This is a genomic window from Arthrospira sp. PCC 8006 (assembly GCF_046480465.1).
Lineage (GTDB): Bacteria > Cyanobacteriota > Cyanobacteriia > Cyanobacteriales > Microcoleaceae > Limnospira > Limnospira platensis.
The window spans coordinates 1-15,414 of sequence record NZ_PKGG01000122.1 but is presented as its reverse complement, the minus strand read 5'-3'; the positions used below and the strand labels follow the sequence as shown (position 1 = coordinate 15,414).

Genomic DNA, 15,414 nt, shown 5'->3' with positions numbered 1-15,414 from the left:
ATCGGTGGCTAGTCTTTCTGCTACTTTTCGCCCTAGGGGAGTCAGTCGAAAACTATCGGTGATTCCCTGACCGTCCACTTCTCGCCTCAATACTCCGACTTGGATTAGCCATAAAAGGGCGTTTTCGGCTCTCAATTCCGGTAGAGGCGATCGCGTATATCCTAACTCTACGCCCCGATTTCCGCTAATGGCACTTAGTTTAACGCTTTGGTCAATGGAATCGGTTAAAAGTTTGATTTGAAACGGAGAACAGCGGATGGCTCGCTGGGCTCGGGCGATCGTCGCGGTAGAATATTCTATCGACTTGGAAACCGAATTAGGGGCACTCATGGGTTGATGGGCTTTCCTGATGGCTGATTTTGAGTATATTATCCTCCACCTTTCGAGCCAAATTTTGATCAGATTGTGTAATTGATTGCAAAATATCTTAAAATAACTTCATAAATAGACAGAGCATATCAAACTCGTTTTCAGGAGGACAACCATAACATGGCTTTATCTGCTGGTACTAAAGCCCCCGCATTTACCGCTAAAGATACCAACGGGAATACGGTTTCCCTCTCTGACTTTGCTGGGAAAACTGTTGTTCTCTACTTCTACCCCAAGGATGACACCCCTGGTTGCACTAAGGAAGCCCAAAGTTTCCGGGATAACTACGAAAACTATCAAAGCCGGGATATGGTGGTTTTGGGTGTAAGCACTGATGACGAAGCCTCCCACAAGCTGTTTACCGAAAAATATGGCTTACCTTTCCAACTTTTGGCGGATACCGATGGCGCTATTACCAAAGCCTATGATGTAGATGGCGGCGGTTATGCCAAGCGTGTTACCTATATTATCAATGGTGAGGGTGTCATTGACCATGTTGATGACAAGGTGAACACCTCTACCCACGCTCAGGATATTCTTGCTAAAGTCAATTAGTGCGATCGCTAATTGAAAATTAAAAAAATATCCGTTTTAAACCATTAGCCACCCGTAGAGTTTTCTAGGGGTGGCTTTATTGGTGCGCCACTGAGTTATGCTAACCATTGTGGGATGTGTAATGTCAAATGCGCCCTTAGACACCCTACGGTTCTTACCCCTACGGTTTTTAGAAAGATGAGTGAAACTATCCTGAGCTATCTCGGCCCTAACGATATTATCATCGATCAACCTGTGGTTTTGATTGGCAACTACGCTAGTCAATACATTGATACTATTTCGGTTCTGGCTGAGGATCAATATCCTTTACCTACCCAACTAAGTCCTCGATTAGGGATTTGGTTTATTCCCATGCCTAAAGGCTTTAATACCGCTGGAAAACGCTGGTTAAGAGTTCAAGGCAAAGACAAATCCGGTAAGATTGTGGCTGACACTTTGGCTGAGTTTACTGTAGGTAATACCGGGCTTAATATCGGTTTATCTCCTCAATTAATTATCCTCAAAAATACATCATTTAAACATGAGGCTATAGCCACTGATAGACTGGCATCAGAGCAAAAATATGATTTGTCAACTGGAGAAATATTAGCAGTTGATAGCTACGAAGTACAAAATGATCACTTTGCGATTCAACTAACTAATCCCCTGGGTAACTTAGGAAGAAATGGTTATTTCTATCGGTCAGATATTTTACTGATGCAAGGTTCCCAAATTCTCTGGTTTAATCGGGATGATATCCCCCCCAATCCTCCCGGAACTAAACTGATATTGATAACTCATGATACAGTGATTAAACGTAGTCCCGATGATAGATCAAAACTGCCGGACAATGCCATTTATCCCCTCAGCCAAGGCAGTAGTTATCTAGCCCTAGGTTACGCCTGTGTAGCTGATCATTTTCGGGTAACACTCACCGAATCACTCCCCGGTTATGGTCATGTAGGCTACTTGTATCGCTACCATTTGCAAATGTTTCAGGGAGACCGGGAAATCACCTTTGATCATAATGCCATTACCCTAACTATTATTAATACCACCCTGTTTAAAAAACGCCCCATTGACTCCGCCTATTTATCTCCAGAAGAACAAGTTACCCTTCCCGCCGGAATGATTTATGGGGTACAAAGTTACACCACTGAAGAGGGACATCTGAAAGTTGCCTTAACTGAAAATTTCCCAGGTTTTGGTAATACTGGTTATTTCTTTCCTGATTTTGTGCAATTAAACCGCGCTACGGCTTCCTATTCTCCGACTCCTAGCCTTACCTATGATGGACCCCCAGAAGTGTTAATAAATACACCTGTGGTTCTGAAAGGTAAATTTGATGGTCAACAAGCGATCGCCGTTTCTTTAGTAGCCGAAGACCGTTATCCTTTAGAAGTAGTGATAAATCGACAAGCCGGAACCTGGACGGTTAATTTAGAAGCCGGATTTAGTGAACCCGGATATCGATGGCTGCGCCTTAAAGCCACAGATGCTCAAGGTCAACTGGTGGGAAGTCAGATTGTCAATATTACCGTCAGTGAAAATGCCATGACCGTAGGGGAATCTCTACAACTTGACGTTATAGAAGATACCCTATTTAAAGTATCACCCCTGGATGCTAATTTACTCGGTTCTGAACAACAAGTCACCGTCCCCGCTGGTCAAACATTTAAAGTCATCAAATATGGTCTAGTAGATGGTCACTTAAAACTATTGTTAGAAAATGGGATTCCTCCCATTGGTTCCTTTGGCTATTTTTTCCGGGGTCATATTCGGTTGCGCCAAGGAACCACCACCTTAGCTTTTGACATGGAGGAAGTTCCCGACACTAATATTAGCGCTCAAATGCTAGTGACCACCACTACCCGAATTAAGGCGCAACCGATTGATTCTGCCAATTTAGCACCTGATCAATTTGCTGAGTTACTATTAGGACAAACTTTTGCTATTCGCGGATATGCTTCCTTATTCGGTCATTTCCGGGTCACACTAGACCAATCTATCCCCGGTTTTGGTAATGTGGGTTATGTTTATTGGCAGCACGTGAGTTTATTGCGAGATGGAAAAGCGATCGCATATAACCCCGATGCTATTACCATGACCATGAGGGAAACCACTGTCCTCAAAAAACGCCCCGTAGACTCAGGACAACTAGCAGAATCAGAAAAAACTACCCTTCCTCTGGGTCGGGTTTATGGTGTTAGTAGCTACAGTATAGAGCAAAGCCATGTCCGAGTCGCCTTAACTGAAGAATTGCCGAATTTTGGTAATACCGGTTATATATTTCCCAAGTTTGTCAAGTTTCAACGAGGGGGAAAAGTTTTTGATCCGACTCCCCCACAAGTGCAAATCAATGTCCCCTATTTTTCCCAGCGAGATAATCCCCGATTTTATTGGTCTACTTGTAATGTTACCTGTATCGCCATGGTCATGCACTACTATGGTGTGCGTTCTAAATGGGGTGGACAGTTAGAAGATGAACTCTTACAGTGGTGTTTTGATTATGCTGGACAAGGTTCTCAAACTAACCACAGTGTTTTATCCGCTTTAATTCGCGCCTATGGTTTTCAAGGCAGTTTTAGCACAACTCGCCGCTGGTCTGAGGTTCGCAACGAGTTGATTAATAGTCGTCCGGTCGTATTAGCCGGAGATTTTACTCCCTCGGGTCATATTGTCACCGTTATTGGTTACAACCGATATGGCTATATCGTTCATGACCCCTGGGGAGACGCTTACACTGGCTATTCCAACACCGAAGGTCGTCGCATTGCTTATTCTTATAGCTACCTAAATCGAGTTTGTGGACCAGATGGCAATGTCTGGGCGCATTTCATCCGACCTTAGTTCAATGTCCCTCTTTTGTGGCCCTGGGGTGACTTTGCTGGATTTCAGGCTAACATATAATCAGGGTTAAGGCCTGTTTTAGCCCCCAGTCTATAGAAGAGGGATAATTTATGTCTGATTTGAAATACTCATCATCATCTAAAATCGGGGTCGTTTGGTTAATTGTTGCCGCTGTTACCACCATTGTCTTATGGCAATTTTACTGGGGAAATTATGTCTTATATCCTTTCTCCATTTTGGCTACATGGTTTCATGAAATGGGTCATGGATTAACTGCTATTTTACTGGGAGGAAATTTTCATAAACTCTTACTTTTTCCTAATGGTTCCGGTCTCGCATATAATTCGGGTAACTTTGGTTCTTTAGCCAGAGCATTAATAGCAATGGGTGGTCCGTTGGGTCCCGCTGTAGCAGGTGGAATTTTAATATTATCTAGTCGTCGTTATCAAACAGCCCACTGGTGTTTAATGGCTTTGGGTTCGATTATGTTGCTATCGGTTTTATTATGGATTAGGACTTGGTTCGGAGTTTTTGCTATATTACTATGGGGGTTATTAATTTTATCCATTGCCTTTCAAACACCCCAAAAAATCAAGGCGTTTACTGTACAATTTATGGGAATGCAAGCTATTGTGAGTACCTACCACCAAAAACATTATTTATTTGGCAGTAGTTGGGTTAACATTGATGGTCAAAATTTGGTCTCTGATACTGCGAGAATTGCCCAATATTTGTTTCTACCTCAATGGTTTTGGGCTGCCTTAATTATGGTTATTTCTACTGCTATTTTCTGGTGGAGTCTGAAAATAGCCTATGGTTCTGATGAGTCAATAATCAAGAATTAACAATTAATTACCCACCCATATTCACCGCTCATTTTTGGAAATATACCAAGTTAAATTACCTGCCACTACAGATAGTATAGCTAAAGCCAAGAATACAGAAGAAAGACCAAATAAGGTTTCGGTAATACCCGCCAAAGCTAGGGGAAGTGACAAAGCAATATTAATGGCATTGTTTTGTAAGCCAAACACTTTACCGCGCATTTCTTCTGGGGTTTCGGCTTGGATGGTTGTTTGCATGGGAATTCCTACCATTGCACCAAATACGCCTAACATGGCAATCAACCCTAAAGCGGGTGCTAGTTGCTGACTAAAAAATGCTAAACCTACCAAACAAATAGCCATGCCAATGGAGCCCAATAGTGCGATTCTAAAGTGAGAAAATTTATGCCCTATATGACCTAGAATAGCTGCACCGATCGCCATTCCTAAGCCCCCCGCAGCCAGCAAAAAGCCAAATTGTGATGATTTGAGGTTAGGAATCAATTCAGCGACCCTAACGGCTAAAACAGCTAAGGCGGCAAAGATGGAAAATAAAATGACTAATTGCAGTAAAGCATTACGGACTCCATGATGATCTCGTAGATAGCGCATCCCATCGCGTAAATCTTCGAGGATGTGGGGTTGTTCTTGTGAGCTAATATTTTGTTGCTCTCCAGTTTTCATCAATAGTAATAGTAAACCGGCGATCGCATATCCACTACCGACAATCAACTCTTTTCCTACGGGTAATTGACTCCCCAGGCCTTCTAGCAAAGTATCGGCTAAAGCTAAAAGCGGTTCCCCCACGGCAAAACCGACAATCACAGAAGCCATCATGGTAGTTGTATATAGGGAATTAGCAGATAGTAAATGTTTTCGTTCAACAATTAAAGGGATAGTCGCCTGTTCTGCAGGGGCAAAAAATTGAGTGAGAGTAGAGACTAAAAAGGTAATCAGTAATAGCAAACAGAATCCCAAGGGGAACTTGGTAAATTTCATCCCTTCAGATAGCCACAGGAGAATGGGGAGGATAAGAACTAACCCACCTCGCAGCAAATTTGTTAGCACTAAGACCAGTTTTTTGGGCCAGCGGTCTACATAGACCCCGGCTCCGGCTCCAAATAATACAGCCGGAATGGTAAAGGCAATCATTACCGCTGAGACCCAACCGCTAATACTCTGGTTAGCCTGTTGAAACTCAGTAGAGATGACGGCAATCATCAGGACTAGGTAGACTTTATCAGCTAGTTGAGAGAAAACCTGTCCACTCCACAAGGCGAGAAAATTGCCATTTCTCAAAACCGGTAAAAATCCCCGTTCCTCTTCTGGTTCAGGGTCAGGGGGGTCTGAGTTGGGCTGTGTCGGCGCACAAGGCTTTTTCCCAACAGTGTCTGATGAACTGTAGGAGTTACCTGTTGAACTTGAATTGTAATCTGTGTAATCTACGGGTGTGCTTAGGTCTAAGCCGTTTCTTATTTCCCAGTCATCCATGGAGTTGTTCTGTTTGATGTTAAGATACTGAAAGCCGAAACGCACGGAATTGATGACGAACTATGGCTCTTACTGATATATTACAGGCAATCTGGTCACTCTCGGCCCTAGGGTTGGTGATTTTGGTACTCCTGCACAGTCCCAAGGGTGATGGTATTGGGGGAATTGGTGGACAGGCGCAACTGTTTACTAGCGCGAAAACAGCGGAAGTTACCCTAAATCGCATTACCTGGATACTAGCAATTGTATTTATGGGGTTAACCACGATTTTAAGCGCTGGTTGGCTTGGGTAGGGATTTTGGGGTTGGTGAGGCTTAGGCTAATAGGATTGAGTCTATTTACGATTTTCGTGATCGTAGTTTACGGTTGGCGATCGCCTGCTGTGGATCTGTCAATCCCGTTTCATCCCCATCCCCTCCCCCCATCTTTAGAACAATGGCAAGATCCTACGGACAGTGGTGATTATTTCGACCAGATAGCGCCGCCTAGATTTGGTCATCTGGTCTGGTCTAGTTTTCCAGTTCGTGTCTATATTGAATCCCCTACTGATCCAGGGGCTGAAAATTGGCGGGATCTGGTCTTAGATGCGGTGATGGACTGGAACCCCTATTTACCGATAGAAGTTATTGAGGATAGCGATCGCGCCGAGATCCAGATTTTCCGTCGTCGCCCTCCCCTACAACCGGGAAACCTGCGGGCTAGTTCTGCGGAAGCCAGATATCAGCTTTTTAAAGCCATTACTGGGAATGATTCTTATATTTTGGGCCATCGCTTTACTATTTGGCTCAGTCCTACCCAAAGCGGGAAGTATATCACGGCAGCCACTCGCCACGAATTTGGGCACGCCCTGGGAATTTGGGGCCATAGTCCCACGGAAACGGATGTGATGTATTACTCCCAGGTTCGGGAACCTCCGCCTATTTCCCCCCGTGATGTGAATACCCTGCGCCGTATTTATGAACAACCCACGCAACTGGGTTGGCTTAATGTGAGGGCTCAGGAACCGGAATGAAGGTTTAGCCGGTATCTCAAGAAATTTTGCTAAGGGTATTGTCAAATCATATAGGCTTCTGCTAAGATACATATCTTGTGAGTAAAACTAAAAAATGCGACGGTTTTGGAGAGGTGGCCGAGTGGTTGAAGGCGCAGCACTGGAAATGCTGTTTAGGGGTGACTCTAACGAGGGTTCGAATCCCTCCCTCTCCGTTCGCTAACTCATGCGATCGGGATAAATCAAGGTGAGTTCCTTAGCTTAACCCTGGTGGTGCTAAGATATGATCTAAGAACAGTTGATTCGGTGGTAAAGTTTGTTGTTGATCTTAGCTGGTTATTTCCGTAAGGTATTAGCAGACGTTCCTCCCGGGTCTGTCGTCCCCTCGGTTATCAATGATTTTGGAGGAAACAAATGTCAATCTATGTAGGGAACTTATCCTATGATGTCACTGACGAAGATCTAAAAGAAGTCTTCGCAGAATATGGCACGGTGAAACGGGTTCATCTTCCCACCGATCGCGAAACTGGAAAGTTTCGTGGTTTTGCGTTTGTGGAAATGAATACCGAAGAAGAAGAAACTCGTGCGATCGAAGAACTTGATGGTGCTGAGTGGATGGGACGGGAAATTCGAGTTAACCAAGCTCGTCCTCGGGAAGATAAGAAACCTGATAGAGGGGGCCGCAGACCACGATATTAGAAAGTACTTTGACCCGAAAAGCGATCGCCTGTCCGTGACGGCGGCGATGGGGATGTAGGCGGTTCGCAGTCCTAAACACGGCGAACTAGCGTAGCCAAATTAAGTACGGAGAACCATCTACCCAAGGAAGTATTCTAGTATCGGAGTCATCCCTGCACAGTAAGTCACTACTGCTATGCTGGCCGCCTGCCTAAACAACTGACAAGTAATGGGAAGATGCAGAGCGTAGCTATATGGCTAGGCGATCGACTCGGAAACCAAAAAACCAAAGTAAGCCCAATAGCTGCCAAGGCTGGAGGGCTTAGAGGGATACTTGAATGTCCCGCTGTCCCCCATTTGAGGGTAGACAGGAATCCCCATAGTTTTAGTATTGGGGAGGTTCAAGCACAACTATGTCTTTATGAGGTAATCGTGATGGCCAAGCGTCGTAATTTAAAAAAAGAAAAGGCTGAACGCAACCTGGCCAATGCACGCCAGTATCGTAAGAGATTCAACCCCCACTCATCTCGTAATAAGCGCTTCAACCGCAACGATCGCCCGTCTGAGGGTGAACAAACATCTTCAGAGCAAGATTCTAAGGCTGAGTAGGTGATTAGGTTGGTGATAACAACAGTTATACAAATAACTTTGATTGTTGATCACGCTTCCCAAATGTATTGGAAAGCCCAGTTTAAACCTGATTGTTTGGACAAGTTTACCGACTAACTTAAACCCTTCCCTAATCCTTGGGGGAGGGTTGTTTTGTAGGTGATGATTTTGAAAATTGAGGCAAAAATCAATGAAAGCTAAACTCTATGATAGAATTGAAACCGTAATAGAAATAAAAGCCCATTTTGGTCGCCAAATTATCCCCAAGGGAACCGTAGGAACCGTTGTAGAGTGTTATCAAAATCCCCAAGAAAGTTATTCAGTAGACTTAACTATGGGGGGTGAGTATGAAAACCTGATTCTTAACCCGGAACAATTTATGGTGATGGGAGAAACCTCTGATGAAAGTAATTTAGGCACTCTCTTTGGCGGGACTAAATACGAAGTACCCCAAGCGGTTTTAGATGCTTCTGTAGCGCCCCAATCTCAGCCAGATTCGCCAGAATTAAAGGTATAATAAAACTGCACTGATAATCTAGTCATAATCATGAAGTGGGCTGTACGCTTGTATGGGGTTTTATTTGTGGGGGCAATTTTTCTAGGAATTGCCTTTCATGATTCTTTGGTAAAATCACAGGATTTTAGCCTAAGATTATTACATACAAACGACCATCATGCTCGCTTAGAATCGGTGGAAGTTGGGGATAATTTATTAGGTGGTATTGCGCGACGAAAAGCCCTAATTGATACACTGCGGGCTGAGAATGAAACCGCAACCCTATTGCTAGATGCGGGGGATATTTTCCAGGGAACTCTGTATTTTAATAAGTATTTAGGTCAAGCAGATGTTCCCTTTTATAATCAAATGAATTATGCGGCTGTGGCGATCGGAAATCATGAATTTGACCGAGGACAGGAAACCTTAGCGGAGTTTATTAGAAGTTCGGCGTTTCCGATGATTTCCTCTAATCTGGAAATTGATGTCACCTCACCGCTGTCTGATTTAATCGAATCTTGGATTATTGTTCATGTTAATGGTGAACAAATAGGTATTTTCGGGTTAACGACACCAGACACGGAGATTTTGTCTAGTCCTGGGGAAGGTATTAAGTTTATTGATCCGATCGCCGCTGCCAAAAAAACAGTTAAAATTCTCACAGATCGTGGTGTCAATAAAATCATCGCCCTGACTCATTTAGGTATTTATGAGGATATTAAATTAGCTCAACAAGTGGATGGAGTTGATCTAATTGTGGGCGGACATTCCCACACTCCCCTAGGAAATATACCAGGGGCGACTCAACCTTATCCTTTGGTGGAAACTTCCCCTAATGGGGATAATGTGTTAGTGGTGACTGATTGGGAATGGGGGAAATATTTAGGGGATTTACAAGTTGTTTTTGATGGTAGAGGTCATCTAATATCTTGGGCGGGTTCTCCTCATGCTGTGGATGAAAGTATTATTCCTGACCCAGATTTTGAAGCGCAATTGCAAGTTTTCCAAGCACCCCTGGAAGAATTACGAAATCAAGTTATTGGTGAAACTGATACTTTACTAGATGGCGATCGCCGAAATATTCGCTCGATTGAGACCAACTTAGGAAATCTAATTGCTGATGCAATTCTGGCAAAAATGCAGCCAGACGGTGCGGAAATAGCGATTATTAATGGGGGCGGAATTCGAGCCAGCATTCCGGCGGGTAAGATCACCCTTGGTCAAGTTATGGAAGTTCTCCCCTTCGGAAATACGATCGCTCGTTGTGACTTAACCGGAAATCAGATTAAACAACTGTTAGAACATGGTGTTAGTAGAGTAGAAAAGGGAGAGGGAAGTTTTCCGCAAGTGTCTGGAATTCAACTGATGTGGAATCCAGAAGCGCCCATAGGTTCGCGGATTATGTCAGTTAATGTCACCAGTCCTGATGGTAGCATGAAACCCCTAGAAGATGGTGTGAGTTATCGGGTAGTTACCAACACTTTTTTAATGACAGGCGGCGATGGTTACGAAATTTTCAAACAGTCTAAAAATCAGATAGATACTGGTTTTTTACTGTCAGATGTTGTGGCTGATTATATAAGCGATCGCCCCCTGATTAACCCCCCAGTAGGCGATCGTATCATCAAAGCACCTCTTTAACCTTGCTACAACCCTTCTAAAATAGGTGTTGACACAAAATTACTGAAAGCAAACTCACCCACAGCGTGCCACTGTCGGATGTTATCTCGAAACTCTTTCCAGGGTTCATAAATATCTCGGAAAGAGGAATTTATACTAGCCATATCCTCCAGTAAATCCGTAGTTGCAGCCAAAGAAGCCTGTAAAATTTCTGGGCTAAAAGCCTTTAACTGAGTCCCTCCATCAATCAACCTTTTCAACGCTTGAGGGTTTTGCACATCATACTTAGCTAAAGTTTGAATATTAGCCGCCGACGCGGCTGTTTTCAGAATTTCCTGATACTCCGTCGGCAACCTATTCCAAGCCACCAAATTAATCTGTAAATCAAAACTAGATCCCGGTTCCCACCAACCCGGATAATAGTATAACCTCGCCGCATTATTTAAGCCTAACTTTTCATCATCATAGGGACCAACAAACTCCGCCGCATCAATAGCCCCCCTTTCCAAAGCCAGGAAAATTTCCCCCCCCGGTAAAACCTGAACATTCACCCCCAACCGGGAGAGAACCTCCCCACCAAAGCCAGGAATCCGCATTTTTAAACCATTCAAATCAGCGATATTATTTACTTCTCTTTTAAACCATCCCCCCATCTGAGCCCCAGAATTTCCGGCCGGAAAAGCAATAGTATTAAAATCGGCATATAGCTTATTCATCGCCTCAATACCGCCGCCATGATATAGCCAAGCCATCTGTTGCTGCGTATTAAGTCCGAAGGGAACACAAGTGCCAAAAGTCAAAGCCGGGTTTTTACCAATGTAGTAATAACTCGCCGTGTGGCCACATTCGACAGTCCCCTGTTGAATAGCATCCAACACCTGTAACCCCGGCACAATTTCCCCCGCCGCAAAAGTTTGTATAGTAAATCTTCCGTCTGTTAGTTTACTGACCAATTCCGCGATGAGTTCAGCAGCGCCATATAGGGTATCTAGGGAAGTTGGCCAACTTGTAGCCATTTTCCACCGTACCCGTGGTAAAGAGTCACTTTGAACAGCCGGACCCGTATTTTGGGGACTACAGGCAGCCAAGGCGGCGGCGGTGGCCACTCCAGTGGCAGCATAACCGAGGATATTTCGACGTTTCATAATTTTTGCTTACTTTCGGTGAGAGAAATTAGGCCAGTGGGCTTGAGTATTTCATCTAATTTTAAACCCAACGGGTTCACTGAGCCAGTTTTGGCTGATATACCATATCACATAATTTAAAACTGTAACAATTTTTACATAATTTTGTATTTATAGATTTTTTTAAGTTATGGTACAGATATGAGGGAATCTAGCTGGGGATCAAGAAGTTGGTCAGAACAGATCGCTGTACTGTCTAGCTTCTGGCTTCAGCCTGAACAATGAATTAATAAAGAGGTTTAATAAATTATGGTTGTATCATCCCAGGTAACGACCACATCGCCGACTCCGGCTTATATTTGTCCATTCGATCGCACCTGTAGCTATTTAAACCAAGCGGCTGGGGAACTAGCCATGGACCCAAATATCTTGGTGATTTTAGAACATCCCCGGAAAGTCGTCACCGTTTCCATTCCGGTTAAATTAGACAATGGAAAAGTACAAATCCTCGCCGGACACCGGGTGCAGCACTGTGATGTCCTCGGTCCCTATAAAGGCGGAACCCGATATCATCCAACCGTTAATCTGGGAGAGTTGTCAGCCTTGGCGATGTTGATGACCTGGAAATGTGCCCTATTAGGCATTCCCTACGGCGGCGCTAAAGGTGGCATTGCTATTGACCCGGCACAATATAGCCTAGGGGAACTTGAACGCCTCACCCGTCGCTACACTAGCGAATTGATTAAAGATATTGGTCCGGCGATCGATATCCCTGCACCCGATATCGGCACATCCTCACGAGAAATGGCTTGGATGATGGATACCTATTCTATGAATATGGGTCATGCTGTCTTAGGTGTCGTCACCGGAAAACCCCTATCTATTGGTGGTTCAAAAGGTCGAGATATGGCGACCGGACGCGGGGTGATGATTACTGTCAGAGAAGCCTTATTAGAAAAAGGACAAACCCTAGAAGGTGTGACAATTGCTATTCAGGGATTCGGAAAAGTTGGCGGCGCGGCGGCACAGCTTCTTCACGAAGCAGGGGCTAAAATTATTGCTGTTTCTGATGCCTTTGGCGGGGTTTTTGCGGATCATGGCTTGGATATTCCGGCTTGGCAATCTCATGTGAATAACCAGAAAACTGTTGTGGGTTTTCCTGGTAGCGATAGCATTAGCAATGCTGAATTACTCACCCTCCCCTGTGATGTTCTAATTCCTGCTGCTTTGGAAGACCAAATTACTGAAGATAATGCCGATCGCATTCAGGCTAAATTAGTGGCAGAGGCTGCTAATGCGCCCATTACTCTCATAGCAGACCAAATACTGGAAAGGCGGGGGATTACTGTCTTACCAGATATCCTTGCTAATGCTGGTGGTGTGGTGGTTAGCTATCTTGAATGGGTACAAGGTCAGTCTTTCCTTTTCTGGGATGAAAAACGGGTTAATCGCGAAATGGAAAAACTACTCCGTAGTGCTTACCACCGCGTTAGCCAACATTCCCAACAGCGGTCTGTCTCTTTACGACTTGCTGCCTATACTCTCGGTGTCGGTCGGGTCGCACAAGCTATTAAGGATAGGGGACTCTATCCATAGGAATACTTGATCATTATTCCTCCTCCATTTCCCCCTGGTAGACGGCGATCATGTAGGGGCGGGTTCTGCTGTTAATTAATCGGACCACCAGAAGATTAATAAACCCGCCCTCTCTCTCTGTTTCGGCGGGTTCTGCTGTTAATTAATCGAACCACCAGAAGATTAATAAACCCGCCCTCTCTCTCTGTTTCGGCGGGTTCTGCTGTTAATTAATTGAACCACCAGAAGATTAATAAACCCGCCCTCTCTCTCTGTTTCGGCAGGTTCTGCTAGTTCCTCGCCTGGGGGCGATAAGATTAATAAACTCGCCCTCTGGGGAGAGAGGGGGAATGCACATAATGGCGTTTTTGTCAATAGCTGGAAAAAGAGCGATCGCTTTTTGGCGAAAAACTCGTGCATCGTGAATTTAATATTTTGGTGAGAGAATAACTTTAATCGCGATATAATCAGGGTTATAGCGTCTATTTTTACGGCAAGACATGGAAAGCCCTTGGGTGCGATTTATTTTATGGTATCACAACCCTTATAATCTCGTCAACTATTTGCGAGGGATTGGCAATAAAAACTTATTAATTCTTAACAAACTTTGGAAGTTTAAATCTATTTGTTCGGAGAGATTATAAAAGTTTATCTTTAAGCCGGGTTTGAGGACAATTGAAGAGGGTAGAAATGGTTGACACTCCCCAGCCTAAAGGCGTGGGGATTCTTCCTTCAACGACTCGACTTGCTCTGACAGGTTTGCACCAACCAAAGTAGCGGTCAAATCTCCAGAAGCGTTAAGTTTCCGTATGCCCTACGGTACTTAAGGCAGCGTTCAGAATGTTGATGGCTGCGTTATAGTCTCTGTCTAACTCGCACCCACACTGACAAACATGGGTTCGAGTCGAGAGACTTTTCTTGACAACCGTGCCGCAGCTCGAGCATTTTTGAGAGGTATAGGCAGGGTTCACCGCTACGGTAATCTTGCCGAATTTCACCCCAAAATACTCCAACCATTTCCTGAACTGATACCAACCTACATCGTGAATCGACTTGGCCAGACAGTGGTTTCTCACCAAATTCTTAATCCTCAAATCTTCGTAGGCCACCAGATCGTTAGATTGGATTACGCAACGCGCCAGTCTCTTGGCGTGTTCTTCACGTTGCCGACTTATTTTGAGGTGTGTTCGCCCGAGTCGATTAACGGCTTTTTTTCGGTTGGCAGAGCCTTTCTGTTTTTGGCTCACCCTTCGGTGAGCGCGTTTCAGCTTTTTCTCGACGTTTCGATAAAACCTAGGGTTCGGTTCGCTCTGTCCGTTTGAATCGGTGTAGAATTCCTTGAGTCCGACATCTAAACCCACGGTATTTCCTGATGGTTCGATTTCTTCTCGAACGTCTACTTTGACGCARAACTGTGCGTAGTAGCCGTCGGCTCTACGAATCAGCCGAACCCGTTTGATTTGTTCTGTACCGTAAAACGCCAAATCCCAAGTTCCAATCAACTTGAGTCGTCCGATCCCTTTCTTGTCGGTAAAGACAATATGCTTAGGGTCGAGTAACTTCCAACCGGAGTTTTTGTACTCGACAGAACGACTRTTTTTCTTGAACCTGGGATATCCTTTCTTGCCGGGAACTTGCTGGCGGCAGTTTTCAAAAAAACGAGAAATTGAAGACCAGGCACGTTCGGCCGAAGCTTGACGAGCCGTRCTGTTGAGTTCTCGAACCAAGTCATACTCTCGAGCAAGGACTCGACAGTATTTGTTAAGGTCGTATTTGTTAACACCTCGGTTGTCCATCCAATAGCGCAGTGCTTTGTTGCGAACGAATTGTGCGGTTCGGATCGCTTCGTCAATCGCTGCGTATTGGTGGGACTTCCCTTTAACTTTGAACTCGAGAACAAGCATGGCTCGAACAGACTGTTATGGTCGAAAGGGTAGTCACCTTCCCCAACTCCAATACAAAACCGTGCTTGATACTTTCACATCACACGGCTCCTGATGTGGATACCCCTTTTGACATCGGGAACAGGATAACAACTTCCGGCTTTGTGACTTCAACTTTTAGAGCTAAATACAACATCGTAGTCTTTAAACTCGCTATCGTCGTAAACACTCCTAATTGTCGCCATCTCTATATCCACACCGTGACTAGTGGGCATATCCTAACCATTACAGTTAGGCATTGGCTTTAATTCACATCATTTCCCCTTAAAGGTATGCGCTTACACGTGCACTACTGTGCAGGTAAATCCTA

At 44.5% G+C, this 15,414-nt stretch carries 13 protein-coding genes, 1 tRNA gene and 1 pseudogene; 11 read left to right on the top strand and 4 right to left on the bottom strand.

Annotation, left to right across the window (positions count from 1 at the left end; translation table 11 throughout):
• The coding region (locus B9T16_RS16945; RefSeq protein ID WP_410245315.1) for an Npun_F0494 family protein at positions 1 to 330 on the bottom strand (330 nt) is incomplete at its 3' end.
• 159 nt (positions 331 to 489) lie between these two features.
• Here B9T16_RS16945 and B9T16_RS16940 point away from each other — a divergent pair.
• From B9T16_RS16940 to B9T16_RS16930, 3 genes are all read left to right on the top strand, one after another.
• Positions 490 to 924: a peroxiredoxin gene (locus B9T16_RS16940; RefSeq protein ID WP_006618744.1), complete on the top strand. Its 435-nt coding sequence runs from the start codon at positions 490 to 492 to the stop codon at positions 922 to 924.
• Positions 925 to 1,101: 177 nt separating this feature from the next.
• On the top strand, positions 1,102 to 3,753 hold the full coding sequence (locus B9T16_RS16935) for a C39 family peptidase (RefSeq protein WP_410245314.1): 2,652 nt from the start codon (positions 1,102 to 1,104) through the stop codon (positions 3,751 to 3,753).
• Between the two features lie 110 nt (positions 3,754 to 3,863).
• Positions 3,864 to 4,598: a M50 family metallopeptidase gene (locus B9T16_RS16930; RefSeq protein ID WP_410245313.1), complete on the top strand. Its 735-nt coding sequence runs from the start codon at positions 3,864 to 3,866 to the stop codon at positions 4,596 to 4,598.
• Between the two features lie 21 nt (positions 4,599 to 4,619).
• Here B9T16_RS16930 and B9T16_RS16925 read toward each other — a convergent pair whose 3' ends face one another.
• Positions 4,620 to 6,068 carry an MFS transporter gene (locus B9T16_RS16925; RefSeq protein ID WP_006618747.1) on the bottom strand — a complete coding sequence of 483 codons (1,449 nt, stop codon included), beginning with the start codon at positions 6,066 to 6,068 and terminating at the stop codon, positions 4,620 to 4,622.
• A gap of 62 nt (positions 6,069 to 6,130) precedes the next feature.
• On the opposite strand from B9T16_RS16925, the gene secG reads away from it, so the two are divergent.
• The 7 genes from secG (at position 6,131) to B9T16_RS16890 (ending at position 10,483) form a co-directional block, all read left to right on the top strand.
• Positions 6,131 to 6,361 carry a preprotein translocase subunit SecG gene (secG, locus tag B9T16_RS16920; RefSeq protein WP_006618748.1) on the top strand — a complete coding sequence of 77 codons (231 nt, stop codon included), beginning with the start codon at positions 6,131 to 6,133 and terminating at the stop codon, positions 6,359 to 6,361.
• Complete coding sequence (locus tag B9T16_RS16915; RefSeq protein WP_410245312.1) at positions 6,349 to 7,080, top strand: peptidase; 732 nt, start codon at positions 6,349 to 6,351, stop codon at positions 7,078 to 7,080. The genes secG and B9T16_RS16915 overlap by 13 nt, the downstream gene beginning before the upstream one ends.
• A 107-nt stretch (positions 7,081 to 7,187) precedes the next feature.
• Positions 7,188 to 7,274: transfer RNA gene (locus B9T16_RS16910), tRNA-Ser, on the top strand.
• A gap of 199 nt (positions 7,275 to 7,473) precedes the next feature.
• Positions 7,474 to 7,758, top strand: coding sequence for an RNA recognition motif domain-containing protein (locus tag B9T16_RS16905; protein ID WP_006618750.1), 285 nt, complete (start codon positions 7,474 to 7,476; stop codon positions 7,756 to 7,758).
• 414 nt (positions 7,759 to 8,172) lie between these two features.
• Positions 8,173 to 8,346, top strand: coding sequence for a hypothetical protein (locus B9T16_RS16900; RefSeq protein ID WP_014275388.1), 174 nt, complete (start codon positions 8,173 to 8,175; stop codon positions 8,344 to 8,346).
• 190 nt (positions 8,347 to 8,536) lie between these two features.
• Positions 8,537 to 8,863, top strand: a complete 327-nt coding sequence (locus B9T16_RS16895; protein WP_006618752.1) for a DUF4926 domain-containing protein — start codon at positions 8,537 to 8,539, stop codon at positions 8,861 to 8,863.
• Positions 8,864 to 8,893: 30 nt separating this feature from the next.
• Positions 8,894 to 10,483, top strand: coding sequence for a bifunctional metallophosphatase/5'-nucleotidase (locus tag B9T16_RS16890; protein ID WP_410245311.1), 1,590 nt, complete (start codon positions 8,894 to 8,896; stop codon positions 10,481 to 10,483).
• A 5-nt stretch (positions 10,484 to 10,488) separates the two neighbouring features.
• Here the strand turns inward: B9T16_RS16890 and B9T16_RS16885 are convergent, their stop codons facing one another.
• Positions 10,489 to 11,607, bottom strand: coding sequence for a TRAP transporter substrate-binding protein (locus B9T16_RS16885; RefSeq protein ID WP_410245310.1), 1,119 nt, complete (start codon positions 11,605 to 11,607; stop codon positions 10,489 to 10,491).
• Positions 11,608 to 11,895: 288 nt separating this feature from the next.
• Between B9T16_RS16885 and B9T16_RS16880 the strand changes: the two genes are divergently transcribed.
• A complete protein-coding gene (locus tag B9T16_RS16880) occupies positions 11,896 to 13,182 on the top strand; it encodes a Glu/Leu/Phe/Val family dehydrogenase (protein WP_410245309.1) in 1,287 nt (428 codons plus the stop codon).
• Positions 13,183 to 13,870: 688 nt separating this feature from the next.
• Here B9T16_RS16880 and B9T16_RS16875 read toward each other — a convergent pair.
• Positions 13,871 to 15,065 (bottom strand): annotated as a pseudogene (locus tag B9T16_RS16875) (RNA-guided endonuclease InsQ/TnpB family protein).
• Positions 15,066 to 15,414 lie beyond the last annotated feature (349 nt).

Coding starts and splice junctions, on each gene's coding strand:
- B9T16_RS16940 (WP_006618744.1), top strand. CDS start 490: ATGGCTTTATCTGCTGGTACTAAAGCCCCCGCATTTACCGCTAAAGAT.
- B9T16_RS16935 (WP_410245314.1), top strand. CDS start 1,102: ATGAGTGAAACTATCCTGAGCTATCTCGGCCCTAACGATATTATCATC.
- B9T16_RS16930 (WP_410245313.1), top strand. CDS start 3,864: ATGTCTGATTTGAAATACTCATCATCATCTAAAATCGGGGTCGTTTGG.
- B9T16_RS16925 (WP_006618747.1), bottom strand. CDS start 6,068: ATGGATGACTGGGAAATAAGAAACGGCTTAGACCTAAGCACACCCGTA.
- secG (WP_006618748.1), top strand. CDS start 6,131: ATGGCTCTTACTGATATATTACAGGCAATCTGGTCACTCTCGGCCCTA.
- B9T16_RS16905 (WP_006618750.1), top strand. CDS start 7,474: ATGTCAATCTATGTAGGGAACTTATCCTATGATGTCACTGACGAAGAT.
- B9T16_RS16900 (WP_014275388.1), top strand. CDS start 8,173: ATGGCCAAGCGTCGTAATTTAAAAAAAGAAAAGGCTGAACGCAACCTG.
- B9T16_RS16895 (WP_006618752.1), top strand. CDS start 8,537: ATGAAAGCTAAACTCTATGATAGAATTGAAACCGTAATAGAAATAAAA.
- B9T16_RS16890 (WP_410245311.1), top strand. CDS start 8,894: ATGAAGTGGGCTGTACGCTTGTATGGGGTTTTATTTGTGGGGGCAATT.
- B9T16_RS16885 (WP_410245310.1), bottom strand. CDS start 11,607: ATGAAACGTCGAAATATCCTCGGTTATGCTGCCACTGGAGTGGCCACC.
- B9T16_RS16880 (WP_410245309.1), top strand. CDS start 11,896: ATGGTTGTATCATCCCAGGTAACGACCACATCGCCGACTCCGGCTTAT.